Origin of the sequence: Ruegeria sp. HKCCA6707, assembly GCF_013033515.1 — a bacterium.
Classification (GTDB): domain Bacteria; phylum Pseudomonadota; class Alphaproteobacteria; order Rhodobacterales; family Rhodobacteraceae; genus Ruegeria.
The window spans coordinates 81,962-108,868 of the sequence record NZ_WQEG01000007.1; the positions used below are offsets into that span (position 1 = coordinate 81,962).

Below are 26,907 nucleotides of genomic sequence, written 5' to 3' on the forward strand. Positions count from 1 at the left end.
GCCTCCGTGATGCGTAACATGACAAAAGCTAGCGGACATATAGGCGCCCGCCAATCCGCGTGACGCAGCGTTTGCGAATATCGAAACGCCACGTTTCCCTGAAGGCGATATAGACTCAACCCGCCTATTTTGCACGAAACAGTATTTTAGGGCGAAGAATTCGCCTTGCGGCCCTTGACCTTCCCGTGACTGGAACCCTCATATACAGGCCAAATTGCACAGCGGAACAGTTTTCTTGACGGCGCAACATCATATAGAGTTCAAGGTTTCCGGCCTCAGCTGCGCGTCATGCGTTCGCCGGGCAGAAGCTGCTTTGCGTACCGTACCGGGGGTCACCGACGCTGCGGTCAATTTTGCGACCCACTTGGCGAAGGTCGAATACTTAGGTGACATACCCGCAGTAGAAACCGCGCTGAAAGACGCTGGCTACCCGGCCACACGCCTTCAAGCGGATCTGTCAATCGAGGGCATGAGTTGCGCATCATGCGTCGGGCGGATTGAGCGCGCCTTGCTGGCAGTGCCGGGGGTGACAGAGGCCAATGTCAATCTGGCAACACGCCAAGCGCGGATAACCTATCTGGAAGGCGCAACCGACCCTGCATCGCTGGCTGCGCGGGTCACAAAAACAGGGTATGCGGCGCGTACAGTGTCCCCGACGACCGAGGAGGCAGACCAGAGCTATTCTGCCGAATACCAATCACTGAAAAGGGTTACCATTCTTGCTGCGTTGCTGGCCTTGCCAGTCTTTGTGCTCGAAATGGGCGGGCATATGGTGCCTGCCTTCCATCATTGGATCCACGCCACCATCGGTGAGCAGACCAGCCGATTGATCCAATTCGCGCTCACCTCGGTGCTGCTGATTGGCCCGGGCCGCATTTTTTATGCCAAGGGCCTTCCGTCACTGCTGAAGGGCACGCCGGATATGAACGCCTTGGTCGCTTTGGGCACTGGTGCTGCCTATCTCTACTCTGTTGTCGCCTGTTTCGCGCCGCATTGGCTGCCCGAAGGCACCGCAAACGTCTATTTCGAAGCGGCCGCAGTGATTGTGGTGCTGATCCTTTTGGGGCGCAGTCTTGAGGCTCGGGCCAAGGGCCGTACCGGTGCCGCGATCCGTAAGCTGATCGGATTGCGACCCAATACTGTGCAAGTCAAACGCGGAGACTCGTTTGTCGAACTCCCTTTGACCGAAGTGGGTGTGGGGGACGTTCTGATGATCCGCCCGGGCGAGCGCCTTCCGGTGGATGGCGACGTGCTGGATGGGCGCTCTTATGTCGACGAGAGCATGATCACAGGCGAGCCCGTTCCCATCGGCAAAAAGGCTGGCGACGCGGTTGTCGGTGGTACGCTGAACGGCACCGGTGCCTTGCAGATACGCGCGACCAAAGTTGGCGCGGATACGGTTCTGGCGCAGATCATCAGGATGGTGCAACAGGCTCAGGGCGCTAAACTGCCGATACAGGGCGTGGTTGACAGGATTACCTTATGGTTTGTGCCCGCCGTCATTGCTGTCGCCTGCGCAACGGTACTGATCTGGCTGGCTGTGGGACCTACCCCGGCCCTGCCCTTGGCACTGGTGGCCGGTGTGTCGGTTCTGATCATCGCCTGCCCCTGTGCAATGGGGCTGGCGACACCCACTTCGATCATGGTGGGCACCGGGCGCGCGGCAGAACTGGGTGTGTTGTTCCGCAAAGGCGATGCGCTGCAACATTTGCAGCAGGCGAAACTCATCGCCTTCGATAAGACTGGCACGCTAACCCAAGGACGTCCGGAATTGGTCGAGATGACACTGGCCAATGGGGTCCAGAAAATTGATGTGCTGCGTCTTGCGGCGGCAGCGGAAGCGCAGTCCGAGCATCCTATTTCGCAGGCCATCACGCGCGCCGGTCCTGCTAGGCTGCCCAAAGTGTCTGAGTTCCAGTCCCTGACGGGACGCGGTTTGAGCGCCAAGGTCGAAGACCACACAGTTCTGATCGGCTCGGATCGTCTGATGCATGACAATGCTATCGACCTTTCCGATCTGGCCGATACCGCCGCAAGCTATGCCGATAGCGGTGCGACCCCGGTCTATGTGGCCATCGACGGGCTCGCCGCTGCGGCGCTATCGGTTGCTGACCCGATCAAGCCGGGCACATCCGAGGCTCTGGTGCGGTTGCGCCAGATGGGCCTCACGGTGGCCATGATCACCGGAGACAATACCCGGACTGCTCGGTCTTTGGCCGATACTCTGGGCATCGAAATCGTAACCGCCGAGGTGTTACCTTCTGGCAAGGTCGAGGCGGTCGAAGCGCTGAAACGCCAGCATGGCACGCTGGCCTATGTTGGTGACGGGATAAACGACGCCCCGGCCTTGGCCACAGCAGATATTGGCCTTGCCATCGGTACGGGTACGGATGTCGCGGTCGAGACCGCAGACGTGGTGTTGATGTCAGGCGATCTGCGCGGTGTGGCCAACGCGGTCGAGATCAGCCGCCGCACCCTTCGCAATATCCGTCAGAACCTGGGCTGGGCCTTTGGCTACAACGTGTTGCTGATCCCTGTCGCCGCCGGGGCGCTCTATCCCTTTGGCGGTCATCTGCTGTCACCGGCGCTGGCGGCGGGGGCCATGGCCTTGTCCAGCGTCTTTGTCGTCTCGAACGCGCTGCGTCTGCGCCGAGTGCAGGCAAGCGTGCCAGATACATCCCCTGCAACACAGGGCCAGAAGGCTCACGCATGAATATCGGAGACGTTGCCAACAAGACCGGCCTGCCAGCCAAGACGATCCGTTATTACGAAGAGATCGATCTGATCAAACCACTGCGCGACACCAATGGCTATCGCCAGTTTCGGGATCAGGACGTGCACAAGCTGGCCTTTCTGGGCCGCGCACGCACGCTAGGGTTCACCATCGAAGACTGCCGCGCCCTGCTTGCTCTTTACGAAGATGAAAGCCGCGCCAGTGCGGATGTAAAACGCATTGCCCGTGATCACCTGTCTCAGATCGAGGCCAAGATTGCGGATCTGCGCGCGATGCGCGACACGCTCAGCCATTTGATCGAGGCCTGCGCAGGCGACACCCGCCCCGATTGCCCGATCCTGAAGGATCTGGGTGGGAAAAGCTGACGCCGGGGTTGCCCTTTGTGGCCAGCTTTGCTTTGTCTTCGCTCAAAGCACGGGTCACTCGCCTATGAGCGCTGCTGACCACGAAGGTGGAGAGGATTTCACAAATGGCAAAAGTCGCGTTCCTTGGCCTGGGTGTCATGGGCTATCCAATGGCTGGGCACCTGCAGGCCGCAGGTTATGACGTTACCGTCTATAACCGCACCGCAAGCAAGGCCGAGGCCTGGGTGGACCAGCATGGCGGCGCGATGGCCGCTACACCGAAAGAAGCCGCGACAGGAGCGGATTTCGTCATGGCCTGCGTCGGCAATGACGATGATCTGCGGTCTGTCTGCACCGGTGAGTCCGGCGCGTTTCATGGCATGACAGCGGGAGCCACTTTCGTTGATCACACCACCGTTTCGGCCAAGGTCACGCGCGAGCTGTACGAAGCAGCGCAGGCAAAAGGTCTGGGCTTTGTTGACGCGCCGATCTCTGGCGGTCAGGCAGGGGCGGAAAATGCCGTACTGTCGATCATGTGCGGTGGCGATCAGCCTGTATTTGATGCGGCCGAACCGGTGATGCAGGTCTATTCTAAGATTTGCCGCCGCATCGGCGAGAGCGGTGCCGGACAGATGACCAAAATGTGCAACCAGATCGCGATTGCCGGTCTGGTTCAGGGCCTGAGCGAAGCGCTCCATTTTGCCGAGAAGGCCGGGCTGGACGGGCGTGCCGTGGTTGAGGTGATTAGCCAGGGCGCGGCGGGCAGTTGGCAGATGGCCAACCGCTATGAAACCATGCTGGACGATCACTTTGATCATGGGTTTGCTGTGGACTGGATGCGCAAGGATCTGGGCATCTGCCTCGACACCGCCGATGAGACAGGGGCATCCCTGCCTGTGACCGCTCTGGTGGATCAGTTCTATAAGGACGTCCAAAAACTGGGCGGGGGGCGGTGGGACACCTCGTCCCTGATCAAGCGCCTGCGCGCGCTTGGCTAGGCAGACAATGGGGGGCTGTCTGCCCCCGTTGCGACAAGCGCGATTTTTTTCCACCAGATGAGGCGGAGCCCGACTGTTGAATGGCAGAGGTGTAGATGAGTGATATTTCAGCATTCTGGTCAGATGCGCTGCGTCAGCACTGGGGGTTAGACGGACGGCTGACACGTCTGGATGGTGAATATGATCTGAACTATCTGGTGCAGGCCACCAATGGCCAGGACTATGTGCTCAAGGTCATGCGAGCGGGATGCGCACCCGCTCTTGTGGATCTGCAAATCCAGGCCTTGTCCCATCTTGCCAACGCAGCGCCAGGCTTGCCGGTACCGAAGGTAATCCCGGATCTGCAAGGCCGGGCGTTGCCAGAGATCGCAGACCCGGATGGCAAGACGCGGCATGTTTGGATGCTGGAACGGCTGCCCGGTGCGGTCTATGCGAAATCAGCTCCAAAGTCCGAGGCTCTGATCCTGAAACTTGGGCGTGTTTTGGGCGCAATGGATCGGGCGCTGGAAGGGTTTCATCATCAGTGGCTGCACCGCGATGCGTTCAAGTGGGACCTGACACAGGCGGGCTGGATAGATAGCAAGTTGGATCGGATCGCAGACCCTGCACGCCGTATTTTGCTACGTGAAATTTGCGAGGGCTTTCACGCGGTGTCACAGCGTTTGGCAGATTTGCCCAAACAGGCCATTCACAACGATGCCAATGACTACAACATTCTGGTCGAAGGCGAATTGGGCGAGCAGCACCGGATCTCTGGTCTGATTGATCTTGGCGATATGTGCGCCGCGCCACGGGTGTGTGAACTGGCCATTGCCGGAGCTTATGTGGTGCTGGATCACCCAAAGCCGGAACGCGCGCTGACAGCGCTGGTCAAAGGCTACAATGCGGCCAATCGGTTGCGCACGGAAGAAGTGGATCTGATCTGGCCGCTTTTGCGTATGCGCCTGGCGGTTTCCGTGGTGAATTCAACGCTTATGGCGGCAGAGACCCCTGATGACCCCTACGTGACCATCTCGCAGGCTCCGGCCTGGCGGTTTTTGGAGAACCCTTCAGTCAATGGTGGGCTGATGGCCGCGCGACTGCGGGCAGCCTGTGGCTTGCCTGTCGCCGATGAGGCCGAACGCGTGATGGCCTTTCTGCGTGATCAACGCGGTCAGTTCGCACCCATGTTCGGGCAGGATTTGAATGACCTGCCTCTGGGATCGCTGTCCGTTGAGAACTCGACCTGGCCACAAAACCCGTTTGATATGCCTTTATCCGAGGCCGCGCGCGTGGGGTCTGAGTTTGGTGAGGGCCTGTGGCTGGGCTATTACAACGAACCGCGTTTGATCTATGCCGAGCCCGGGTTCCGCAAGGGGCCGTGGAAAGCGTCGGATCGGCGCACCGTGCATCTGGCAGTAGACGTCTTCGCAGCTGCGGGAACCGAACTGTACGCACCATTGGCTGGGCGGGTCGAAGTGGTCGAGAACCGGGACAACCACCTGGATTATGGCGGTGTGGTCATCCTGCGACATGAAACGCCCAAGGGGGATCCCTTTTATACACTCTACGGCCATCTGGACCCTGAATGCTGTGACCGTTTGAAACCCGGTGATCCGGTAGAACACGGGGCCGTGTTTGCCCGTCTGGGCGATCCTGGACAGAATGGCGGATGGGCGCCGCATGTGCATTTCCAACTGGCGCTGACCACTGACGGAATGGAGGCCGACTGGCCCGGCGTCGGTGACCCTGATGAGATGGAGCTGTGGCACGCTGTTTGCCCGAACCCAGCGGCGCTGTTGAACCTGCCAGACGAGAAGGTTTATTATCGACCCACCGACGCGCAAGCGGTGCTGCGGAATCGTCAGGACCATTTCGCTGGAAACCTGTCGTTGACCTATGACGTACCAGTGATGCTGGTGCGCGGGTGGAAGCACCATCTGTTTGACGAGTGGGGCAGGCCTTATCTTGACGCCTATAACAATGTCCCCCATGTCGGCCACGCGCAACCGCGCATTCAGGCCGTGGCGGCGGATCAGTTGAAGCGGGTGAACTCGAACACGCGCTACCTCCACCCCGCGCAAACGGCATTTGCTGATAAACTCCTGTCGAAATTGCCCAATCACCTTCAGGTCTGCTTCTTTGTCAACTCGGGCACCGAGGCCAATGAGCTGGCGCTTCGTTTGGCGCGGGCGCATACGGGCTCAAAAGGGATCGTAACGCCCGATCATGGCTATCATGGGAACACGAACGCCGCGGTGGCGATCTCGGCCTATAAGTTCAACAAGCCCGGTGGTGTCGGCAAGGCCGATTGGGTTGAGCTTGTTGAGGTCGCGGATGATTATCGCGGGAGATACAAACGCGATGATGACCAGCGGGCGCAAAAATATGCCGATTTAGTGGACCCCGCCATCCAGGCCTTGCAAGAGCGGGGTCAGGGATTGGCAGGGTTTATCGCTGAAACCTTCCCGTCTGTCGGGGGCCAGATTATTCCACCCAACGGGTACCTGCCCGCCGTTTACGACAAGATCCGCGCGGCTGGAGGGCTCTGCATTGCAGATGAGGTTCAGACCGGGCTTGGACGGTTGGGAACGCATTATTTTGGCTTTGAGCAACAAGGCGCGTTGCCGGATATCGTTGTTCTGGGCAAACCCATCGGGAACGGGCACCCGATCGGGGTAGTTGTGACCACCAAAGCCATCGCTGAAAGCTTTGACAATGGGATCGAGTTCTTTTCGACCTTTGGCGGCTCAACCCTGTCTTGCCGGATCGGCAAAGAGGTTTTGGATATTGTTGATGACGAAGGCTTGCAGGAAAACGCCCAGCTGATGGGCGCGCGTCTGATCGACGGGCTGCGCGAGATCGAGGCCGAGTTCGCCTGCGTCGGCGATGTGCGCGGTATGGGGCTGTTTCTGGGGGTCGAATTGATCAATCCGGATGGTTCAGAAGGCACCGAGATCTGTCGATACGTCAAAAACCGAATGCGTGATCATCGTATTCTTATTGGTAGCGAAGGGCCCAAAGACAACGTGCTCAAGATCCGACCACCGCTGACGATTGAAGCTGATGATGTGGACATGATCCTCTGGGCTTTGCGCGATGTATTATGCGAAGTAGGCGACTTCGCCCCTGTCCCTGTCCCATCCTGCGGCCACGCGCATCATCAAGCCGGGTGCGGCTGCAGCTAAAAGAAACCCCGGTGGAAACCGGGGTTTCTGCGCCGATCAATGAGCCACAAGCGGGGCGTTGCGAGAACCAAATCACGGCACGGGGGTCTTACGAGCCTCCAAGACAGGTTTACCAAAATGCTTTGCCAATTCTGCCTTCGCAGCCGCGGTTTTCAGGAGCACTGTTCTCGATGGCATCCACTCAGGGCTTAACGCTCATTTCGTTAGGATCAATTTCCCGGCACGGGTAATGCGTAGCGTATATAGCTGGTCACCCAATTCGATGTGAGCGAGATTACCACCTTTGGTCAGGTCTTCAGCCTTGTGGGCCGGAAGCAATGAGACCGGGTAACCTTGGGTCGGGGTCGGGTTTTGAGCGTTCATCAGGGCGTCTCCAGAAGGTGTCGGGCAACAAGCCGTATCTGTTTTGGACTGTGTCATCTGGCTGACCCAGAATTGGGTTGGCTACGCGGCATAGGGTTAATCTGATAATTTTTGTCGGATATGTCAAGGTCTGTCTTTTCTCGATCGCATCCCGGCTTGGCATTGTATCCCAGACCAAGGGGCGCTAGGCCCGAAATACCGTGGTAAAGGATGGAAAGCGCATGCAAGCAGCTGTTGTATTTGACCTCGATGGCACATTGATCGACAGCCTCGCCGATTTGGCGCAATCGGTGAACCGAATGCTGGCAGATGTCGGCCAGGACCCATTGCCAGATGAAACCATCAAGGGGTTTGTTGGCAACGGGCTGCCAACACTTGTCGAACGGGCGATGACCCATTGCGCCATACCGATGGATCGACATGTTGAGCTTACCCAAAGCACCTTGGCGCATTACAACGCTACCCCCTGCGAACACACCAGATGCTACCCGGGCGTGACTGGCGCTTTGACCCAATTGCGTGACATGGGACATGTTTTGGCCGTCTGCACCAACAAGCCCGAGGCCCCGGCACGTCATGTGTTAGAAGCGTTGAATCTGTCGCATTTCTTTGACGTGGTCACCGGGGGTGACACGCTGCCAACGCGCAAACCGGACCCGCAACACCTGCTTGCCACCTATGATGCGATGGACATATCGGGGCCCTTGATCTTTGTCGGAGACAGCGAGGTGGACGCCGAAACCGGGCGACGCGCCGGGGTGCCGTTCCTGCTCTTCACCGAGGGCTATCGCAAATCGCCCATAGAAAAGCTGCCCCATTCCGCAAGCTACAATCACAGCTCGAATCTGCCCGAACTTGTAAAAGATCTTATGCAGCAGGACCCAGAGACTGTATCGAGATAATCACAAAACCCCCAATAGAGGGGCCGGTCGAGGGGGTTTGATACCGACCCCTCATTGGGGAATTTTGTGAAAGTGACAAGACCGCGGGGGGACGGTCTTGAAGCGGTAAACCAGTCATACCCCAGCCACACAGATCGGGATATTGGGGGTTTCCCGTAGTGGTTAATTTTTTCTTAACGAAACCCTACCACCGAGCGGCCTTACACCTGCATCAGTTGCAGCGCGGCCCGTGCGATCACCAATTCTTCGTTGGTAGGAACAACCATCAGCGTCACACGCGACAGATCGGTCGAAATCACGGTGCGGTTGTCCGCATTGGCGTCATGGTCCAGCTCAATTCCCAGCCAGCCCATATCGGTGCAGATACGTTCACGGATATAGGTTGAATTCTCGCCAATCCCTCCGGTGAACACAAGCGCATCCAACCCGCCCAGAACAGCAGCCATCGCCCCCAACTCGCGCCGAATTCGGAAGGTGAAATAGTTGATCGCATTGCGTGCACCTGGCGCGTCCGAAGCTTCGAGCGTCCGCATATCGCTGGTCATGCCCGATAGGCCCAGCAGACCGGATTTCCGGTACAGCAGATCCGAGATCTCGTCTGCACTCATGCTGCACTGATCCATCAGATACAGAACAACACCCGGGTCCAACTGCCCGCACCGTGTACCCATGGGCAAGCCGTCCATGGCCGAAAACCCCATGCTGGAGCCCACCGACCGCCCATCAATCATCGCGCACATCGACGCCCCGTTGCCCAGATGGGCAACAACCACGCGCCCGCCATGTATAAGCGGTGCCGTCTCTTTCAAATGGCCCGAGACGTACTCATAACTGAGCCCATGAAAGCCATAGCGCCGCACGCCGATATCGTAAAACTCAGACGGCAGCGCAAAGGTGTCGTTGACCCAGGGGTGGTTGCGGTGAAATGCGGTATCGAAACACGCAACCTGCTTGGCTTCTGGGAAACGCTTCATCGCATCTTGCGCCCCGTCCAGATTGACGGGCTGATGCAACGGTGCAAACGGTTCGAGCTGTCTCAGCTTCTCAAGGCTGTCCGGCGTCAGAACCACGGGCCCTCCGTTGTTCGGACCTCCATGCACCACGCGATGCCCGACCGCCGCAATACGCGCATGTGGGAATTCGATCTGGAGCAGATTCAAAATGCTGTCCAAAGCGGCTCCATGATCGCGCAACGCGTCCGAAACACCATCCTCCAGAGATTTTCCATCCCGTTCACGCAAACGAATATGGGCCGAAGAGCTGCCGATATTTTCAACGATCCCCGAACAGATCAACACCGGATCGCTTTGCGACGCAGCAAACAGGCCAAATTTCAAGGACGAAGAGCCCGCATTCAAGGTGATGATGTGATCCATAAGAGAGGCTATTTCCCCAAACCGAATTCAGGGGCGCGTTCACGCCCGACACTGAATACGCGTTGTCGCAATTCGTCTAACTGTTCAGACTGATGAAGCATCTTGTCCGAAAACACCAGCGCTGTGCCCGGCACCCGTCAGATACCGTTCGAATGTTTCATCAATATGTCGCTGCGGGCCCTCAGCGCCACGTACGCCCGACGACCATTTCAAAAATGGCCGCATGACCTATGGGCATCCGACAAAAGCAACAGTTTGCGGCTCAGGAAACCCTCAGGCTCTGGTTACCCACATTTGGAATGTCCGCAGCTGCGGCAGGTCATGCAGCCTTCGATCATCACCATGTCATATTGCCCGCAGGACGGGCAGGCTTTGCCGCGCGGGGCGTCCATGTTGACAACCTGCGCTTGAGGGTCGGATTTCAGGCCCATCCCCTCGCCTTCCAGGAACCCGATGGCAACCATATGCTGTTCGATCACGCCACCGATGGCGGCCAGGATTGACGGAATATACTTGCCCTGCACCCAGGCCCCACCACGCGGGTCAAAGACGGCCTTCAGCTCTTCCACCACAAAAGACACATCCCCGCCACGCCGGAACACAGCCGAAATCATGCGGGTCAGGGCCAGAGTCCAGGCATAGTGTTCCATGTTCTTCGAGTTGATAAACACTTCAAAAGGTCGCCGGCGTTGGCCGATCACGATATCATTGATGGTCAGATAGATCGCATGTTCGCTGTCAGGCCATTTCAGCTTATAGGTCGATCCTTCCAGAGATTGCGGGCGATCCAGCGGCTCGGACATATAGATCACGTCGCCGCCGTCCACCTCATGCGGTGCACTGGCGCTTTCACCGGGCGCTTTGTCGTCGCTTTCAGATACGGTCAGGACCGAGCCCGTCACATCATTCGGGCGGTAGGTCGTGCAACCTTTGCAGCCTTCATCCCAGGCCTGCATGTAGACGTCTTTGAACGCATCAAAGCTGATATCTTCCGGGCAGTTGATCGTCTTGGAAATCGAGCTGTCGATCCATTTCTGTGCCGCCGCCTGCATCTTGACGTGATCTGACGGGCTGAGAGTCTGCGCATTGACGAAATAGTCGGGCAATTCAGTATCGCCGAACTTATCGCGCCACATCTGCACCGCATAGTCCACAACCTCTTCTTCAGTGCGTGAGCCATCCTTTTGCAGCACCTTACGGGTGTAGGCGTAAGCAAAGACCGGCTCGATCCCCGAGGACACATTGCCAGCATAAAGCGATATCGTCCCCGTTGGCGCGATCGATGTCAGCAGCGCATTCCGGATGCCATGTTCCCGGATCGCTGCACGCACATCCTCGTCCATATGCTGCATCGTGCCGCTGGCCAGAAACTTCTCGGCATCGAACAAAGGAAACGCCCCTTTTTCCTTTGCCAGATCGACCGACGCCAGATACGCGGCGCGGGCGATTGCGTGCAACCAGCGCTCGGTTTGACGCGCCGCCTCGTCTGACCCATAGCGCAGGCCCAGCATCAGCAGTGCATCCGCCAGCCCGGTCACGCCCAATCCGATGCGCCGTTTGGCTTGCGCCTCAGCGGCTTGCTCGGGCAGCGGAAATTTCGATGCATCTACCACATTGTCCATCATCCGCACGGCCGTAGCGACCAGCTCTTGCAGCGCGGCCTCGTCCAGATGCGCGGCCTCTTCGAACGGGTCTGCCACCAGACGCGCCAGGTTGATCGACCCCAGCAAACACGCGCCATAAGGGGGGAGCGGCTGCTCTCCGCAGGGGTTGGTGGCGGCTATGGTCTCGACATAGCTCAGGTTGTTGGCCTGATTGATCCGGTCGATAAAGATCACGCCTGGCTCGGCATAGTCATAGGTGGCCTGCATGATCTTGTTCCACAGATCCCGCGCCTGAACCGTGTGATAGACCTTGCCGTCAAACACCAGCTCCCACGGGCCATCGGCCTTGACGGCCTCCATGAACGGGTCGGTGACCAGCACGGACATGTTGAACATGCGCAACCGCGCCGGGTCGGATTTGGCAGTGATGAACTGTTCGATATCGGGGTGGTCACAGCGCATCGTGGCCATCATCGCCCCCCGGCGAGAACCGGCGGACATAATGGTCCGGCACATGGCATCCCAGACATCCATAAAACTCAACGGCCCCGAGGCATCGGCGGCCACACCTTTGACATCCGCTCCGCGCGGGCGGATCGTCGAGAAGTCATAACCGATCCCCCCGCCCTGCTGCATGGTCAGCGCGGCCTCTTTGAGCATATCAAAGATACCGCCCATGCTGTCAGGCACTGTGCCCATGACAAAACAGTTGAACAGAGTCACTTGCCGCGCCGTGCCAGCACCCGCGGTGATACGGCCCGCTGGCAGGTATTTGAAATCCTCCAGCGCCTCATAGAATTTCCCGGCCCAATGCTCAGGGTCTTTTTCGACCCGCGCCAGATCGCGCGCGATGCGGCGCCAACTGTCCTCGACCGTCTGGTCAATGGGTGTGCCATCCGCTTCCTTAAAGCGGTATTTCATGTCCCAGATCTGCTCGGCGATGGGGGCGGCAAAGCGGCTCATTGGTGATTCCCTGACTAGAAAGAGGTATCCAGACTATCTCAATTCACACCATCACCACAACACCTTGATGGCTGCGTTTTGCAAGCTACAATATAGAGACCGCTCTTGGGACGACTCTGTGGGAAAGCTGTGGATAAGTACGTAAATCTCGTCAAACTCTCGGTTGGCTCGGAAAGCGTCGACACGCTGATCGCGTGGCAGGACAGCCGCAAGCCACTCTATGAGGATGGCTGCCCACGCCATGTCACTCGCATGTGGCCCAAGCGCGAGACCGAAATTCTGAACGGCGGATCAATCTATTGGGTGATCAAGGGCGTGATCCAGTGCCGCCAACGGATCCTGCGACTGGACGAGGTACGCGGCGAGGATGGCATCCGGCGCTGTGCCATCGTGCTGGACCCTCAGGTGCATCGCACCCAAAACGCCCTTAAGCGCCCGTTTCAGGGCTGGCGTTACCTCAAACCCGAGGACACGCCCGCCGACCTACCCAAAAACCGCGAACAAGATGATGCCCTGCCCGATGATCTGAACCGCGCGCTTGCCGAAATCGGTGTGCTTTAGTCAGCTCAGACGATCCAATAACGCGGCCAGGACAGCCTTGTCTTCGGGGCTGCATTTGGCCACCCGGCTGCGCCAAAGCGTCGCCTGCGATTGCAGGATCAGCCCATCCGAAAGGATCTTGAGGTGATTGGCCCGCAACGTTTCACCCGTCGATGTGATATCGGCAATCGCCTCGGCGGTTTCGTTCATGACCGTCCCTTCGGTCGCGCCCTGACTGTCGACCAGCGTGTAATCGGCCACGCCCGCATTGGCCAGAAACTCCCGCACCAGACGGTGGTATTTGGTGGCAATCCGCAGACGGTGCCCGTGTGTTTTGCGAAACGCCGCCGCAGCCGCATCCAGATCATCCAGCGTATCCACATCGACCCAGCAAGCCGGGGTCGCGATGATCAGATCAGCTTTGCCAAAGCCCAACTGCGCGATCTCTTCCACCTGTTGCTCCCAACGGGGCAGTTTTTCCTGCACAAGATCGATGCCGGTGACACCCAGATTGATCCGCCCTGCCGCCAGCTCACGCGGGATCTCCCCTGCGGACAGCAGGATCAACGAAACCCCGTCGATCCCTTCGACCTTACCGGCATATTCCCGATCCGACCCGCTGCGCGACAGGGTGATGCCGCGTTTTTCGAACCAGGAAAACGTCTTGTCCATCAGACGGCCCTTCGAGGGCACACCAAGTTTCAAACTCATTGCCCGGCCTCCTCAACGCTTAGCATAAGGTCCGGGCGAATTACGCCCCCAACCGCCGGGATCTCGGCCCCGCCACCAAGTTGCCGGGTCAGCGCGTCGTACCGACCGCCCGTTGCCACAGGCGGCAAATCGGGGCGGCCTTCGGCGTAGAAGCCAAAGACAAAACCGTCATAATATTCCATTGAGGTGCGACCATAAGAGGCCTCGAAATCCAGCCGCTCCACATCCACCCCACGCGCCTGAAGCGCCGCAATACGGGCCTCGAGCCGATCCAAGGCGGGGGTGATCTGGGGCAGATCCACCGCCACGTCGCGCAGCTGTTCCAGCGCAAAAGGCATGGTTTCGCGCACATTCAGCAAGGTTTCGAGCCCGGCCAGCTCGGAATCCGAAATCGGAGCTGTCTCCCGATCTTCGCGCAGCGCTTCGATCCGCGCCTCGATCTCGGCGGCCCGGCGCTTGCCGATCATCGGTGCGCCAACGGCCAACGGGTCCGCCGCATTCAGCAGAGCGTCGCGGGTTTCAGGCCCGGCGGCACGACCCGCAAAACGGTCCAGCAAATGGCGGAACCGGCGCGGACGCCAAAGATGGCGCATCAACGCGGCTTTGCGGCGCTCGGTCGTCTGAAGCCCTGCAACCGCTGCTATCAGAATGCCGATGTCACCGGTCGCCGCCCGCAGCGGCAGACCTCGCAACTGTAATGCGATCAGGGAGAACACCTCGGCATCGGCACCGGCGGGATCGACGCGGTCAAAGACCTCATACCCCACCTGAATGTATTCATTGGCCCGGTCCGGGTCGTGTTCCTGTCGGCGAAAAACCTCACCGGAATAGGTATAGCGCGCGGGTTCTGCCCCTTCCGACATGTGCATCTGCACCACCGGCAAGGTGAAATCCGGGCGCAGCATCTGCTCACCGCGCAATGCATCCGATGTTACATAGGCGCGCGCGCGGATATCTTCGCCATAGAGGTCCAGCAGAGTGTCCGCCGGTTGCAGCAGCGGCGGATCAACGATTTGCGCGCCTGCGGCCTCGAACCTCACGCGCATCATCGCGGCGCGGGCCTGTATCTGAGAACGGTTGGCCATGGCTCAGTCCTGATTGTCCAGAATTTCGCGCACCTTGGCGACCAGATCACCGCGCGGCACTTCGAACTGGCTGGGGCGTTCCTTCCATTCCTCAAGCGTGGCGCTTTCGGCGATCTTGGCACCGAGGATCAGGTCTTTGATCTGCACGATCCCTTTGGCCTTTTCATCCCCGCCTTCGATCACCGCGACCGGCGAATTGCGCTTGTCCGCGTATTTCAGCTGATTGCCGAAATTTTTCGGGTTGCCCAGATAAACCTCGGCCCGGATCCCCGCATTGCGCAGCTCGGCCACCATGGCCTGATAATCGGCCATCCGGTCCCGGTCCATCACCGTCATGACCACGGGGCCCTTGGCCTGCGCGCTGATCCGACCCTTTTCGCGCAGCGCCGCCAGCAGGCGGTCAACACCGATCGAGATACCGGTCGCGGGCACTTCCTGCCCCGTGAACCGTTTGACCAGATCGTCGTAACGACCACCGCCCGCGACCGAGCCGAACTGCCGCTTGCGGCCTTTTTCATCGAAGATCTCAAAGGTCAGTTCGGCCTCATAGACCGGTCCGGTGTAATAACCCAAGCCGCGCACGACCGAGGGGTCTATCTCGATCCGATCCGATCCATAGCCCCCTGCAGCCAGCAAGTCGCCGATCTGTTCCAACTCTCGAATGCCTTGGTTGCCAACAATAGAGGTTCCTACCGCTGCCCGCAGATTTTGTAGAGTTTTTGCCGTATCGCCGCTTCTGGAGGTAAGAAAAGCAATAACGGGCTCAGCTTGCATTTCAGTCAAGCCCACACCGTCAATAAAAGCGCCGGAAGCATCCTCGCGCCCCGTAGTCAGAAGTTCGCGAACACCTGCTTCACCGACTTTGTCAAACTTATCAATCGTTCGAAGTACGGCATCCTTCATTTCCGAACCACTAGCCGCTCCTGGCAGAAGCGTATTCGCAACAAAATCTACTTCACCAAATACACTCTCCAAAACACCATTCAGAACCTTGCGGTTGTTGACCCGCACCAGATAATCGCCGCGTGGAATACCCACGTCTTCAAGCGTTTCGGACAGCATCGCACAGATCTCGGCATCTGCGGCCATCGAGGCCGTACCCACCGTATCCGCATCGCATTGATAAAACTGACGATACCGCCCCGGCCCTGGCTTTTCGTTGCGCCAGACCGGACCCATCGCATAACGGCGATAAGGTGTGGGCAGATCGTTGCGGTGTTGCGCATAGACACGGGCCAAAGGCGCGGTCAGGTCATAGCGCAGGGCCATCCAGTCACCGTTTCCGCCCTCGTCAAACTCCTGCCAGGCAAAGACGCCCTCATTCGGGCGGTCGACGTCGGGCAGGAACTTGCCCAGCGCCTCGACGGTTTCGACCGCGCTGCTCTCCAAGGCGTCAAAGCCGTAACGATGATAGACACCCGCAATCGTCCGCAGCATCTCGGTGCGCTGCGTGACTTCCTCGCCGAAATAGTCACGGAACCCTTTTGGCGTTACGGCCTTGGGGCGGGGCTGTTTCTTGGGCTTGGCCATCGGGGGCGTCCTTCGCGGTCATGTTCCGCGCGCGGTCTATCCCATGGCCCGCATCGGGGCAAGGCGCGCTTTCGCTGGCCTTGGTGCCGTTGGGGCGGTATGACCCCCGCAAAGGAGACCACCATGCAGCATCTGGAAGAACAGATCGCCCACCTGACCCGCACCGTGGACGAGTTGAATGCGGTCGTGACCGGCCAGCAATCTGAAATCGACCGCCTGACGCGCCGGGTCGAGATGTTGCTGCAACGCGAGGCCGAACGGTCGCAAGAAGGTTCGGGCGGTGTTGTCTTCGGCGACGAACGCCCGCCGCATTACTAACCGTACACGCCAGGTCTTTCTCAGAAAGGCGTGCAAGCCACATATACTTTTACGGCCCCCGCCTCCGACCGGAGTGTCAGCGACTTGGTTGACAGTATTATATCTCCTCAACCATCATCACGCCTTCCAGAGATTTGATGGCCCCCTTGATCTGTGGGGTGATTGGGAAATCCTGACCCAGATCCATTTCAACATCGCCGGGCAGGCCCGGGTCGAGCAACAGCAATTGGATCGGCCCGCGCGCGGCCCCTTTGGTAGCGGTTGCCGCGTCTTCCAGAACCTTGGCCACGGTGGGCAATGCTTGCGCTTCGTCAACAAAAATGCGCAGGCCCGTTGCCCCGGCCTCGGCGACGACCGAATCCACCGGGCCAACGGATCGGCCCAGCAGCTTTAGTTGGTCAGCCTCCATCGTGGCCTCAGCGGTCAGCACCACTTGAGCGCCGGTTTCCAGAAACTCACGGCATTTCTCTAGCGTGTCCGAGAACAAGGTCACCTCATACGCCCCGGTCGGGTCAGAGAGCTGCGCAAAGGCAAAGCGGTTACCCCGCGCCGACTTCCGTTCCTGCCGCCCAGCCACAACCCCGGCCATTTTGGCGATCAACGGGCCTGAACGCGCCTTTTCTGTCACCTCGTCCAGCGTGAGAACCTGCTTGCGCTTCAGCGCGGGCATATAGTCGTCCAGCGGATGGCCCGACAGGTAAAAGCCGATAGCCTTGAACTCTTCGCTCAGCCGTTCAGCAGGCAGCCAATCGGGCGAGGGCGACAAGCGCGGCTCGGGCAGATCATCCCCTGCCTCACCAAACAACGACACCTGGTTCGAGTTTTTCTGCTCATGAATCGCAGCCGAATATTGCACCAGCGGATCAAGGCTTTCGAACACGCGGCGGCGGTTCTTGTCGAGCTCATCAAAGGCCCCCGCCCGCGCCAGCATTTCCAGCGGACGTTTGCCGACCTTCTTCAAATCGACCCGGCGGGCGAAATCAAACAGGTTGACGAAGGGTTTATCGTTCTGGTCGCCCTGAGCGTGCCTAGAGCGTCGCCCTTCGACCACAAGATTCATCGCCTCGACACCCACATTCTTGAGCGCGCCCAGCGCATAAACCAAATGGCCGTCCGCCACGTCGAAGGTCGCCAAAGACCGGTTCACGCAGGGCGGCACATAGGGCAGTTCCAACCCTTTGCGGACCTCTTCAAAGTAAACCGCCAGCTTATCGGTCAGATGGATATCGCAGTTCATGACACCTGCCATGAACTCCACCGGATGGTTCGCCTTCAGCCAGCCGGTCTGATAGCTGACCACCGCATAGGCCGCCGCGTGGGATTTGTTGAAACCATAGTTGGCGAATTTATCCAACAGGTTCCAGACCTCGGTCGCCTTGGCCTCATCCACATTATTCTCGGCCGCGCCCTTGAGGAACTTGGGCCGCTCGGCATCCATCGCCTCCTGGATTTTCTTGCCCATCGCGCGCCGCAACAGATCGGCCCCACCCAGGCTATAGCCTGCCATTTCCTGCGCGATCTGCATCACCTGTTCCTGATAGACGATGATGCCCTGGGTTTCGTCCAGAATATGATCGATGGAGGGATGTAGCGTGTCCCGTTCGCTCAGCTTGTTCTTGACCTCGCAGAACTTTGGAATGTTCTCCATCGGGCCCGGGCGGTATAGCGCCACAAGCGCAATAATATCCTCGATACAGTCCGGCTTCATCCGCTTGAGCGCATCCATCATGCCGCTGGATTCCACCTGGAACACGGCCACCGTCTTGGCTGCGGAATAGAGCTTATAGGTTGCCTCATCATCCAGCGGAATCGCGTTGATCTGGTTCTCGGCCCCTTCGGCAGGCTCATAAAGCTCTGTGCCATCGGCGGCGATATGAAGCGGGCGGCCTGACTTGAAAATCAAATCCATCGCGTTCTGGATCACGGTCAGTGTTTTCAAACCCAGAAAGTCGAACTTCACCAGCCCCGCTTGTTCAACCCATTTCATATTGAACTGGGTCGCGGGCATATCCGAGCGCGGATCCTGATAGATCGGCACCAGCGCGTCCAAGGGTCGATCCCCGATCACCACACCCGCCGCATGAGTCGAGGCATTGCGCAACAGACCTTCGACCTGTTGACCGTAGTTGAGCAGCCGTTCGACAACCTCTTCACTGCGCGCCTCTTCCCTCAGGCGCGGCTCGTCTTTCAACGCTTTTTCGATGCCGACGGGTTTAACCCCTTCAACCGGGATCATCTTGGACAGGCGGTCCACTTGCCCGTAAGGCATCTGCAACACCCGCCCGATATCGCGCACCGCAGCCTTGGACAGCAACGCGCCAAAGGTGATGATCTGGCCCACCTTGTCGCGCCCGTATTTCTTCTGCACATAGCGGATCACCTCTTCGCGGCGGTCCATACAGAAGTCGATATCGAAGTCGGGCATCGACACCCGTTCGGGATTCAAAAACCGTTCGAACAGCAGCGAATAGCGCAACGGGTCAAGGTCGGTGATCGTCAGCGCATAAGCCACCAGCGACCCTGCACCCGAGCCGCGCCCCGGACCAACCGGAATGTCGTGATCCTTGGCCCATTGGATAAAGTCTGCAACAATCAGGAAATAGCCGGGAAAGCCCATGCCTTCGATGATGCCCAGCTCAAAATCCAGCCGCTCCTGGTATTCCTCAGGCGTCACCGCATGGGGGATCACGGCCAGACGCTTCTGCAAGCCTTCATTGGCAATGCGGCGCAGTTCGGCCACCTCGTCGTCGGCAAATTTCGGCAGGATCGGATCGCGGCGATAGGCCATGAAAGCACAGCGCCTGGCAATCTCAACTGTGTTTTCAATCGCCTCGGGCAGATCGGCAAACAGGGTGGCCATTTCCTGTTGCGACTTGAAATAATGCTGCGCCGTCAGGCGGCGGCGATCTTCCTGCTGATCGACATAAGCACCTTCGGAAATACAGATCAGCGCATCATGCGCCTCATACATGTCCGAGGTCGGGAAATACACATTATTGGTGGCAACCAGCGGCAGATCCTTGGCATAAGCCATTTCAACGTGACCCCGCTCGGTCCGCTTTTCGGCCTCGGGCTGTCCATCCTCGCCCGGATGGCGCTGCAATTCGATGTAAAGACGATCCGGGAACATCCCCGCCAACCGGTCCACCAGAGCCTCGGCCGCAGGGCGCTGACCTTGCTGCAGTAGCATGCCAACCGGCCCATCCGGCCCTCCGGTCAGGCAGATCAAGCCTGCTGACCGCTCGGCCAATTCCTCCAGCGTGACCTGCGGCAACTGCCCACCCTTGTCCACATAGAGGCACGAGCTGAGCTTCATCAGGTTTTCATACCCTGTCTCAGACTGTGCCAGTAGCACCAATGGTGCAGGTGTTTTCGGCTTTTCACCCGGCTGTGCCTGAACATAGGTCAGATCGACCTGACACCCCATAATGGGCTGAATACCTGCACCACTGGCCGACACCGAAAACTCCAGTGCCGAAAACATAGAGTTGGTATCCGTCACCGCAACGGCGGGCATCTCCATCTGCGCGCACAAGGCAGGCAGCTTTTTCAGCCGCACAGCGCCTTCCAGCAGCGAATATTCGGTGTGAACACGTAGGTGAATGAATCGAGGGGAACTGCTCATAGCGCAACGCTAACCCAGCCCGTGCCCGGGCAAAAGAAGGAACCGACAAGAAAAACTGCCTATCAATTCATCGCTGATTATTCGGGATTTCCTGAAGGTGCTTCGGGATCTTCTGGCGACCCACTCATAAATCTATTTCTTTCCAGAGCCTTACACCTTGCGTCGGCGCAACCATCGTTGAGCGGCGCATACAATTGTGCACAAAACAGGCAGTTTTTCTTGCCAGATCCGCCGCGCTGTTTCTAACATCTGACGGCAAGCTACCGCCCGCCACTCTTTCTACGTCGCATCGAAGGAGGGCCACAGGGGCGCAACCGGGTAAGGCGACGGGTTTCTCGAATGAACATCACGTTTCTTCTGAACGGAGAGACAGTGGAGCTGACGAATGTCAATCCGACGACAACGCTGTTGGATTGGCTGCGCGAAGAGCGCGGGCTGACCGGCACCAAAGAAGGCTGCAACGAGGGCGATTGCGGGGCCTGCACCGTTATGGTGACGGAAGCGGACAGCGCCAAGGCACTGAATGCCTGCATCCTGTTCCTGCCGCAACTGCACGGCAAGGCGATCCGCACTGTCGAAGGTGCCAGCGGACCAGATAAAGAGCCCCACCCGGTGCAACAGGCCATGGTCGATTTGCATGGCTCACAATGCGGGTTCTGTACGCCCGGCTTTATCATGTCGATGGTTGCCAGCCACACGAATGGCGCGACCGACCATGACACCCAACTTGCGGGCAACCTTTGCCGCTGCACCGGTTATGCCCCGATCATCCGCGCTGCCAAAGCAGCCGAAACCCGGGATGTTCCCGACTGGATCACATCCGACCAATCCTTCTTCTGTTCTCAAATACCTCGGGGGGAGGCTGAAAGCCGGGGGGCAGAGCCCCCCTCCCACCTGCCCGAAAACAGCAATGAATTGGCAGAGCTCTACGTGCAACACCCCGACGCAACACTGATCGCTGGGGCAACCGATGTGGGCCTTTGGGTGACCAAACAGTTGCGCGATCTGGGCCCGGTCATCTTTCTCAACCGCTGCGATGATCTGAAACAGATCACCCTCACCGAAGAAGAGATCCACATTGGCGCCATGGTCGATATGAACCGGCTGGGTGACGCCCTGACCGACCTGCACCCGTCTTATGCGGAAATGATCTGCCGCTACGCCAGTGTGCAAATTCGCCATGCGGCCACAGTTGGCGGCAACATCGCCAATGGCTCCCCTATCGGAGACAACCCGCCAGCCCTCATCGCGCTTGGCGCCACCCTGCATCTGCGCAAAGGCAATGCGCGGCGGTCGATCCCGCTTGAAGACTTCTTCATCGACTATGGCAAACAGGATCGCGCACCCGGTGAATTCGTCGAGCACGTCACCGTCCCGCGCCAGCCGGACAGGCTGAAAACCTATAAGCTCAGCAAACGGTTCGATCAGGATATTTCGGCTGTCTGCGGCTGTTTCAATATCACCGTAACGAATGGCACGGTTACCCGGGCACGTATCGCTTTTGGCGGTATGGCGGGCATTCCGAAACGCGCCACCCACGTCGAAGCCGCCATGATCGGCAAATCCTGGACACTCGACACGATCCACGCCGCGCTGCCTGCGTTTGAACAGGACTTCGCCCCTCTCACGGATATGCGCGCCTCCGCCACTTACCGCCTGCAAACCGCCAAAGCGATGCTGGAACGCTATTACCGCGAAGATCAGGGCGAGATCACAAATGTGTTGGAGGTGTCCGCATGAGCGTGACCAAACCTCTGCCGCATGACGCAGCACCGCTGCATGTCTCGGGCGCGGCGCGTTATGTGGACGATATTCCCACGCCCAAAGACACTCTCCATCTGGCCTTTGGTCTCAGCTCGATTGCCAAGGGCAAGATCACTGGGATGGACCTGACCGAAGTGCAAAACGCCACAGGCGTCGTGGCGGTGATGACCGCCAAAGATCTGCCCTTTGCCAATGATGTGTCTCCCTCGATCCACGATGAACCTCTGCTGTCTGACGGAACCGTTCATTATATCGGCCAGCCGGTGTTTCTGGTTGTCGCCACCAGTCATCTCGCCGCTCGTAAGGCAGCACGACTGGGCAAGATCGATTATGCCGCAGAAACGCCGATCCTGACGGTCGAAGAGGCACTGGCCGCCGACAGCCGCTTTGAAGATGGCCCACGCATCTATGCCAAGGGTGACGCCGACGCAGCCATTGCTGGCGCGGCTTATGTGATTGAAGACACGTTTGAAATTGGCGGGCAGGAGCATTTCTACCTCGAAGGTCAGGCCGCTTTGGCCCTGCCCAATGAGGGCGGGGACATGCTGGTGCACAGTTCAACCCAGCACCCGACCGAGATTCAGCACAAGGTAGCCGACGCTCTGGGCGTACCGATGCACGCGGTCCGGGTCGAAACCCGCCGCATGGGCGGTGGTTTTGGTGGCAAGGAAAGTCAGGGCAACGCGCTGGCCGTCGCCTGCGCCATAGCGGCACGGGCAACAGGCAAAGCCTGCAAAATGCGCTATGACCGCGACGATGACATGGTCATCACCGGCAAGCGACACGCGTTTCGGATCGCATACAAAGCCGGGTTTGATGAGCACGGCCATATTCAAGGCGTCTCGTTCCATCATTACGCCATCTGCGGCTGGGCACAGGACCTGTCGCTGCCGGTGGCCGACCGCGCGATGCTGCATTCCGACAACGCATATCTGTTGCCCAATGCCCGGATTGAAAGCCATCGGCTAAAGACTAATACCCAATCTGCCACCGCCTATCGCGGCTTTGGCGGCCCGCAGGGGATGGTCGGCATAGAACGGGTGATGGACCACGCCGCGCATGTGCTGGGCCTTGACCCGGTGGAGCTGTGCCGCCGGAATTACTATGAGCCGGCGCATGCGGTAGCCGAGGTCGCTCCGTCCGAGAAGCCTTTGGGTCACCCCGACCCGCATGAGGACCTGACCAGTCGCGGCGCGGTCGAGACCGGTGACGCACCGGTTCGCCCTCTGCCCGTAGGAGGCAACACCACGCCCTACGGGATGGAGGTCAGTGACTTCGAACTGCACGGGATGACCGAGGCTCTGCTGAAATCCAGCGACTACGCCGCACGCAGGGCCGCCATAGCGGAATGGAATGCCCGGAACAGCGTGATCAAGAAGGGTATCGCCTTCTCTCCGGTCAAGTTCGGGATTTCCTTTACACTGACCCACCTCAATCAGGCGGGGGCGCTGGTTCATGTATATCAGGACGGGTCAGTCCATCTGAACCACGGCGGCACCGAAATGGGTCAGGGCCTGTTTCAGAAAGTGGCGCAAGTGGCCGCGTCACGCTTTGGTATCCCGCTGGAGATGGTGAAGATCACCGCCACCGATACGGCCAAAGTACCCAACACCTCGGCCACTGCGGCGTCCTCGGGCAGCGACCTGAACGGCATGGCGGTCAAGGCCGCCTGCGACACGATCCGCGACCGGATGGCCGAGTATCTGGCCGAGCGGCATCAGGCGGACCCCAGCGCGGTGACCTTCGCCCACGGGCATGTTTCGGTGGGCGCGGAACGTTATACCTTCGCCGAAGCTGCGGCGCTCGCCTATCAAGGCCGTAACAGCCTGTCGGCCACGGGGTTCTACAAGACCCCAAAGATCGAATGGGACCGGATTGCAGGTCGGGGGCGTCCGTTTTTCTACTTCGCCTATGGCGCTTCTGTCACCGAGGTTGCGGTGGATACACTGACCGGTGAAAACCGCATCCTGCGCACCGATATTCTGCACGATGCCGGGGCGTCGCTGAACCCCGCCTTGGATATCGGCCAGGTTGAAGGCGGCTATGTGCAGGGCGCGGGTTGGTTGACGACCGAGGAACTTGTCTGGGACGGCAAAGGCAATCTGCGTACGCATGCGCCCTCAACCTACAAGATCCCCGCCTGCTCTGACCGACCGGACATCTTCAACGTGGCGTTGTGGGTTGGCGAAAACCGCGAAGAGACAATCTATCGCTCCAAAGCCGTGGGGGAGCCCCCGTTCATGCTGGGCATCTCGGCCTGGTTGGCTCTGTCGAACGCGGTTGCGGCCTGTGGCGATGCCTATCCCGCATTGAACGCCCCTGCGACGGCAGAGGAAATCTGGCATAGCATCCAGCGCGTGAAGGGAGGGGCTGATGGGGTTTGATCTTGACGCTTTGCGCAATGCCGTCAACGCCCACGGGCGCGTGGTACGCGTGGTCATCGCTGCGATCAAGGGCTCGTCCCCCCGCGAAGTGGGTGCGGCGATGCTGGTCTGGTCGGGCGGGCAGTCTGGCACGATTGGCGGTGGTACGCTGGAACATCAAGCCGCAGAGGCCGCACGAGGACAGACAACCCAATCCCGCCTGACACATCACGCGCTTGGCCCCGAGCTGGGCCAATGCTGCGGCGGGGCAGTTTCACTGCTGACCGAGGTCTATGACCAAAAGAGTGTTGAAGCTCTGGATGACTCGGTGATTGCACGGTCACCGTCGGACGATGACATGCCCCTTTCGGTCAAACGACTGCTGGCCAAGGCCCGGGGTCAGGGCATCCTGCCTGAATCCCAACTGGTTGACGGTTGGATGGTTGAACCGGTGCACAAACCAAACCGCAAGCTTTGGATTTGGGGGGCGGGCCATGTGGGGCGTGCCTTGGTGGATGTCCTGAATCCACTGCCCGACCTGGCGATCACCTGGGTCGATACCGCGCCCGAGCGATTTCCCCAGACTATCCCGCACGCAGTGACCCACATTCCCGCCGCCAATCCGGCCGGGCTGGTACGTCATGCGCCGAAAGATGCAGAGCATCTTGTGCTGACTTATTCACACAATCTGGACCTGGAACTGTGCAACAGGCTGCTTTTGCACGATTTCCGCTTTGCGGGGCTGATTGGCTCGGCTACGAAATGGGCGCGATTCCGGTCGCGGCTGGCGGCTTTGGGACACTCTCCTGAACGGATCAGCCGGATCACCTGCCCCATCGGCGACCCCGGTTTGGGCAAGCACCCGCAGATGATCGCCGTGGGCGTCGCCGCGCAGCTTTTGCGCCCAGCCCGACAAAACGAGTTGAAGAAGGACCTGAGCGCGTGACCACTCCACTTCTAAGCCTGCAAGGCCTGACCAAAGCCTACCCCGGCGTAGTGGCCAATGATCAGGTGTCCTTCGACATCGGCGAAGGCGAGGTGCATGCGCTGCTGGGCGAAAACGGCGCAGGCAAATCCACGCTGGTCAAGATGATCTATGGGTTGGTGAAGCCTGACAGCGGCACGATGAAACTGCGCGGTCAGGTCTTTGCTCCACCAGAACCGCGCGCAGCGCGGGCTGACGGGATTGCGATGGTGTTTCAGCATTTCTCGCTGTTCGACGCGCTGAACGTGGCCGAGAACATCGCGCTGGGTATGGAAAATCCACCACCGATGGGTGATCTGTCCGCACGCATCCGCGAGGTGTCGGAAACCTATGGCCTGCCTCTGGACCCGTTTCGCACCGTGGGCGACCTGTCGGCGGGGGAGCGGCAACGGGTCGAGATCATCCGCTGTCTGCTGCAAGACCCCAAGCTGCTGATCATGGATGAACCCACCAGCGTCTTGACGCCGCAAGAGGTCGAAATTCTGTTTGAGACGCTGAACAAACTGCGCTCCGAAGGCACTTCGATCCTCTATATCTCGCACAAGCTGGAGGAAATCCGCACGCTGTGCGATCACGCCACGATCCTGCGGTTGGGCAAGAATGTGGGTGAATGCGTGCCATCCGAGACCTCGGCCCGGGATATGGCCGAGATGATGGTCGGCGCAACTCTGCAAACGCCCGAACGGTCGGGCCGTGAGTTTGGTAAGGTTGCTTTGGATGTCAGCGGCCTGTCAGTGCACTCTCCCTCGGAATTCGGAACCGCGTTGAAGAACATCCACATGACGGTGCGCAAAGGCGAGGTTCTGGGTATCGGGGGTGTGGCCGGGAACGGACAGGATGAATTGCTGGGTGTGCTGTCGGGGGAAATCCTGACCTCGGCAGACGCGATCAAGTTCAACGGTCAACCTATTGGCAAGCTGGGGCCCACCGCGCGTCGCAAACTGGGTGTTCTGACCGCGCCGGAAGAGCGTTTGGGCCATGCCGCAGCGCCGGATATGAGCCTGACTGAAAACGCCTTGCTCACCGGCTCGGTACGCGAAGGCCTGGTGCGCAGCGGGTTTCTGAAATGGTCCGAGGCCACTCGCTTTGCAGAAAAGATCATCAAGGCCTTTGACGTGCGCACTCCGGGGCCGGAAAACGCGGCACGGTCGCTTTCAGGTGGCAACCTGCAGAAATTCGTCATTGGTCGCGAGGTATTGCAAAACCCCGATGTGCTGGTCGTCAACCAGCCTACCTGGGGTGTGGATGCGGCGGCGGCTGCGGCGATCCGGCAGGCCATACTGGACCTGGCGGCTGAGGGGACCGCGGTGATCTGCATTTCTCAGGATCTCGATGAATTGATGGAAATCTCGGACAGTTTTGCAGCGCTCAACGAAGGACGACTGAGCGCGCCGCGCCTGACAGCGGTGCTGACTGTGGATGAGATCGGCCTGATGATGGGCGGAGCCCATGGCATGGAGGTGGCGCATGTGTGACGCGTTGTACCGCCTCCGGCGGCCGTATTTGGAACGAGAAGAAGCTGTGGCGGGGGTGAG

Annotated in this window: 18 protein-coding genes; 11 read left to right on the top strand and 7 right to left on the bottom strand. The window is 59.2% G+C overall.

Annotation, left to right across the window (positions count from 1 at the left end; genetic code table 11):
* Positions 1–235 precede the first annotated feature (235 nt).
* From GOW40_RS17010 to GOW40_RS17025, 4 genes are all read left to right on the top strand, one after another.
* A complete protein-coding gene (locus tag GOW40_RS17010) occupies positions 236–2,713 on the top strand; it encodes a heavy metal translocating P-type ATPase (RefSeq protein ID WP_171133075.1) in 2,478 nt (825 codons plus the stop codon).
* Positions 2,710–3,099, top strand: coding sequence for a Cu(I)-responsive transcriptional regulator (gene cueR / locus GOW40_RS17015; RefSeq protein ID WP_171102528.1), 390 nt, complete (start codon positions 2,710–2,712; stop codon positions 3,097–3,099). Before GOW40_RS17010 ends, cueR begins: the two co-directional genes overlap by 4 nt.
* Positions 3,100–3,203: 104 nt before the next feature.
* Positions 3,204–4,076, top strand: a complete 873-nt coding sequence (locus GOW40_RS17020) for an NAD(P)-dependent oxidoreductase (RefSeq protein ID WP_171133076.1) — start codon at positions 3,204–3,206, stop codon at positions 4,074–4,076.
* 95 nt (positions 4,077–4,171) lie between these two features.
* A complete protein-coding gene (locus GOW40_RS17025) occupies positions 4,172–7,243 on the top strand; it encodes an aminotransferase class III-fold pyridoxal phosphate-dependent enzyme (RefSeq protein WP_171133077.1) in 3,072 nt (1,023 codons plus the stop codon).
* 195 nt (positions 7,244–7,438) lie between these two features.
* On the opposite strand, the gene hemP is transcribed toward GOW40_RS17025, so the two are convergent.
* Positions 7,439–7,606 (bottom strand): hemin uptake protein HemP, encoded by a 168-nt coding sequence (gene hemP / locus GOW40_RS17030; protein ID WP_171102532.1) that lies wholly within the window; start codon positions 7,604–7,606, stop codon positions 7,439–7,441.
* A 221-nt stretch (positions 7,607–7,827) separates the two neighbouring features.
* Here hemP and gph point away from each other — a divergent pair, with 221 nt between their 5' ends.
* Complete coding sequence (gene gph / locus GOW40_RS17035; RefSeq protein WP_171133078.1) at positions 7,828–8,508, top strand: phosphoglycolate phosphatase; 681 nt, start codon at positions 7,828–7,830, stop codon at positions 8,506–8,508.
* A 200-nt stretch (positions 8,509–8,708) separates the two neighbouring features.
* Here gph and GOW40_RS17040 read toward each other — a convergent pair whose 3' ends face one another.
* A complete protein-coding gene (locus tag GOW40_RS17040) occupies positions 8,709–9,884 on the bottom strand; it encodes an acetate/propionate family kinase (protein ID WP_171133079.1) in 1,176 nt (391 codons plus the stop codon).
* A gap of 284 nt (positions 9,885–10,168) precedes the next feature.
* Complete coding sequence (locus GOW40_RS17045; protein ID WP_171136722.1) at positions 10,169–12,451, bottom strand: adenosylcobalamin-dependent ribonucleoside-diphosphate reductase; 2,283 nt, start codon at positions 12,449–12,451, stop codon at positions 10,169–10,171.
* 129 nt (positions 12,452–12,580) lie between these two features.
* Here GOW40_RS17045 and GOW40_RS17050 point away from each other — a divergent pair, with 129 nt between their 5' ends.
* Positions 12,581–13,012: a DUF1489 domain-containing protein gene (locus tag GOW40_RS17050; protein WP_171133081.1), complete on the top strand. Its 432-nt coding sequence runs from the start codon at positions 12,581–12,583 to the stop codon at positions 13,010–13,012.
* Here the strand turns inward: GOW40_RS17050 and hisG are convergent, their stop codons facing one another.
* The 3 genes from hisG to hisS are packed head-to-tail and all read right to left on the bottom strand — an operon-like array spanning position 13,013 to position 16,317.
* Positions 13,013–13,702, bottom strand: a complete 690-nt coding sequence (gene hisG / locus GOW40_RS17055; RefSeq protein WP_171133082.1) for an ATP phosphoribosyltransferase — start codon at positions 13,700–13,702, stop codon at positions 13,013–13,015.
* Positions 13,699–14,787 carry an ATP phosphoribosyltransferase regulatory subunit gene (locus tag GOW40_RS17060; RefSeq protein WP_171136723.1) on the bottom strand — a complete coding sequence of 363 codons (1,089 nt, stop codon included), beginning with the start codon at positions 14,785–14,787 and terminating at the stop codon, positions 13,699–13,701. The genes hisG and GOW40_RS17060 overlap by 4 nt, the downstream gene beginning before the upstream one ends.
* A gap of 3 nt (positions 14,788–14,790) precedes the next feature.
* Positions 14,791–16,317: a histidine--tRNA ligase gene (gene hisS / locus GOW40_RS17065; protein WP_171136724.1), complete on the bottom strand. Its 1,527-nt coding sequence runs from the start codon at positions 16,315–16,317 to the stop codon at positions 14,791–14,793.
* 123 nt (positions 16,318–16,440) lie between these two features.
* Here hisS and GOW40_RS17070 point away from each other — a divergent pair, with 123 nt between their 5' ends.
* Positions 16,441–16,635: a SlyX family protein gene (locus tag GOW40_RS17070; RefSeq protein WP_171102554.1), complete on the top strand. Its 195-nt coding sequence runs from the start codon at positions 16,441–16,443 to the stop codon at positions 16,633–16,635.
* A 97-nt stretch (positions 16,636–16,732) separates the two neighbouring features.
* Here GOW40_RS17070 and dnaE read toward each other — a convergent pair whose 3' ends face one another.
* Complete coding sequence (gene dnaE / locus GOW40_RS17075) at positions 16,733–20,260, bottom strand: DNA polymerase III subunit alpha (RefSeq protein WP_171133085.1); 3,528 nt, start codon at positions 20,258–20,260, stop codon at positions 16,733–16,735.
* Between the two features lie 339 nt (positions 20,261–20,599).
* On the opposite strand from dnaE, the gene xdhA reads away from it, so the two are divergent.
* From xdhA to GOW40_RS17095, 4 genes are read left to right on the top strand one after another with little or no spacing between them, the layout of a single operon-like run.
* Positions 20,600–22,000: a xanthine dehydrogenase small subunit gene (gene xdhA / locus GOW40_RS17080; protein ID WP_171133086.1), complete on the top strand. Its 1,401-nt coding sequence runs from the start codon at positions 20,600–20,602 to the stop codon at positions 21,998–22,000.
* Complete coding sequence (xdhB, locus tag GOW40_RS17085; RefSeq protein ID WP_171231097.1) at positions 21,997–24,408, top strand: xanthine dehydrogenase molybdopterin binding subunit; 2,412 nt, start codon at positions 21,997–21,999, stop codon at positions 24,406–24,408. Before xdhA ends, xdhB begins: the two co-directional genes overlap by 4 nt.
* The gene (gene xdhC, locus GOW40_RS17090; RefSeq protein WP_171133088.1) at positions 24,398–25,333 is read left to right on the top strand and encodes a xanthine dehydrogenase accessory protein XdhC; all 936 of its coding nucleotides are present in this window, start codon (positions 24,398–24,400) and stop codon (positions 25,331–25,333) included. The genes xdhB and xdhC overlap by 11 nt, the downstream gene beginning before the upstream one ends.
* The gene (locus tag GOW40_RS17095; protein ID WP_171133089.1) at positions 25,330–26,847 is read left to right on the top strand and encodes an ATP-binding cassette domain-containing protein; all 1,518 of its coding nucleotides are present in this window, start codon (positions 25,330–25,332) and stop codon (positions 26,845–26,847) included. Before xdhC ends, GOW40_RS17095 begins: the two co-directional genes overlap by 4 nt.
* The last annotated feature ends 60 nt before the right edge of the window (positions 26,848–26,907 follow it).

Excerpts from the sequence above, each read along its gene's own strand:
- cueR (WP_171102528.1), top strand. The coding sequence starts at position 2,710 with ATGAATATCGGAGACGTTGCCAACAAGACCGGCCTGCCAGCCAAGACG.
- GOW40_RS17020 (WP_171133076.1), top strand. The coding sequence starts at position 3,204 with ATGGCAAAAGTCGCGTTCCTTGGCCTGGGTGTCATGGGCTATCCAATG.
- GOW40_RS17025 (WP_171133077.1), top strand. The coding sequence starts at position 4,172 with ATGAGTGATATTTCAGCATTCTGGTCAGATGCGCTGCGTCAGCACTGG.
- hemP (WP_171102532.1), bottom strand. The coding sequence starts at position 7,606 with ATGAACGCTCAAAACCCGACCCCGACCCAAGGTTACCCGGTCTCATTG.
- gph (WP_171133078.1), top strand. The coding sequence starts at position 7,828 with ATGCAAGCAGCTGTTGTATTTGACCTCGATGGCACATTGATCGACAGC.
- GOW40_RS17040 (WP_171133079.1), bottom strand. The coding sequence starts at position 9,884 with ATGGATCACATCATCACCTTGAATGCGGGCTCTTCGTCCTTGAAATTT.
- GOW40_RS17045 (WP_171136722.1), bottom strand. The coding sequence starts at position 12,451 with ATGAGCCGCTTTGCCGCCCCCATCGCCGAGCAGATCTGGGACATGAAA.
- hisG (WP_171133082.1), bottom strand. The coding sequence starts at position 13,702 with ATGAGTTTGAAACTTGGTGTGCCCTCGAAGGGCCGTCTGATGGACAAG.
- GOW40_RS17060 (WP_171136723.1), bottom strand. The coding sequence starts at position 14,787 with ATGGCCAACCGTTCTCAGATACAGGCCCGCGCCGCGATGATGCGCGTG.
- hisS (WP_171136724.1), bottom strand. The coding sequence starts at position 16,317 with ATGGCCAAGCCCAAGAAACAGCCCCGCCCCAAGGCCGTAACGCCAAAA.
- GOW40_RS17070 (WP_171102554.1), top strand. The coding sequence starts at position 16,441 with ATGCAGCATCTGGAAGAACAGATCGCCCACCTGACCCGCACCGTGGAC.
- dnaE (WP_171133085.1), bottom strand. The coding sequence starts at position 20,260 with ATGAGCAGTTCCCCTCGATTCATTCACCTACGTGTTCACACCGAATAT.
- xdhA (WP_171133086.1), top strand. The coding sequence starts at position 20,600 with ATGAACATCACGTTTCTTCTGAACGGAGAGACAGTGGAGCTGACGAAT.
- xdhB (WP_171231097.1), top strand. The coding sequence starts at position 21,997 with ATGAGCGTGACCAAACCTCTGCCGCATGACGCAGCACCGCTGCATGTC.
- xdhC (WP_171133088.1), top strand. The coding sequence starts at position 24,398 with ATGGGGTTTGATCTTGACGCTTTGCGCAATGCCGTCAACGCCCACGGG.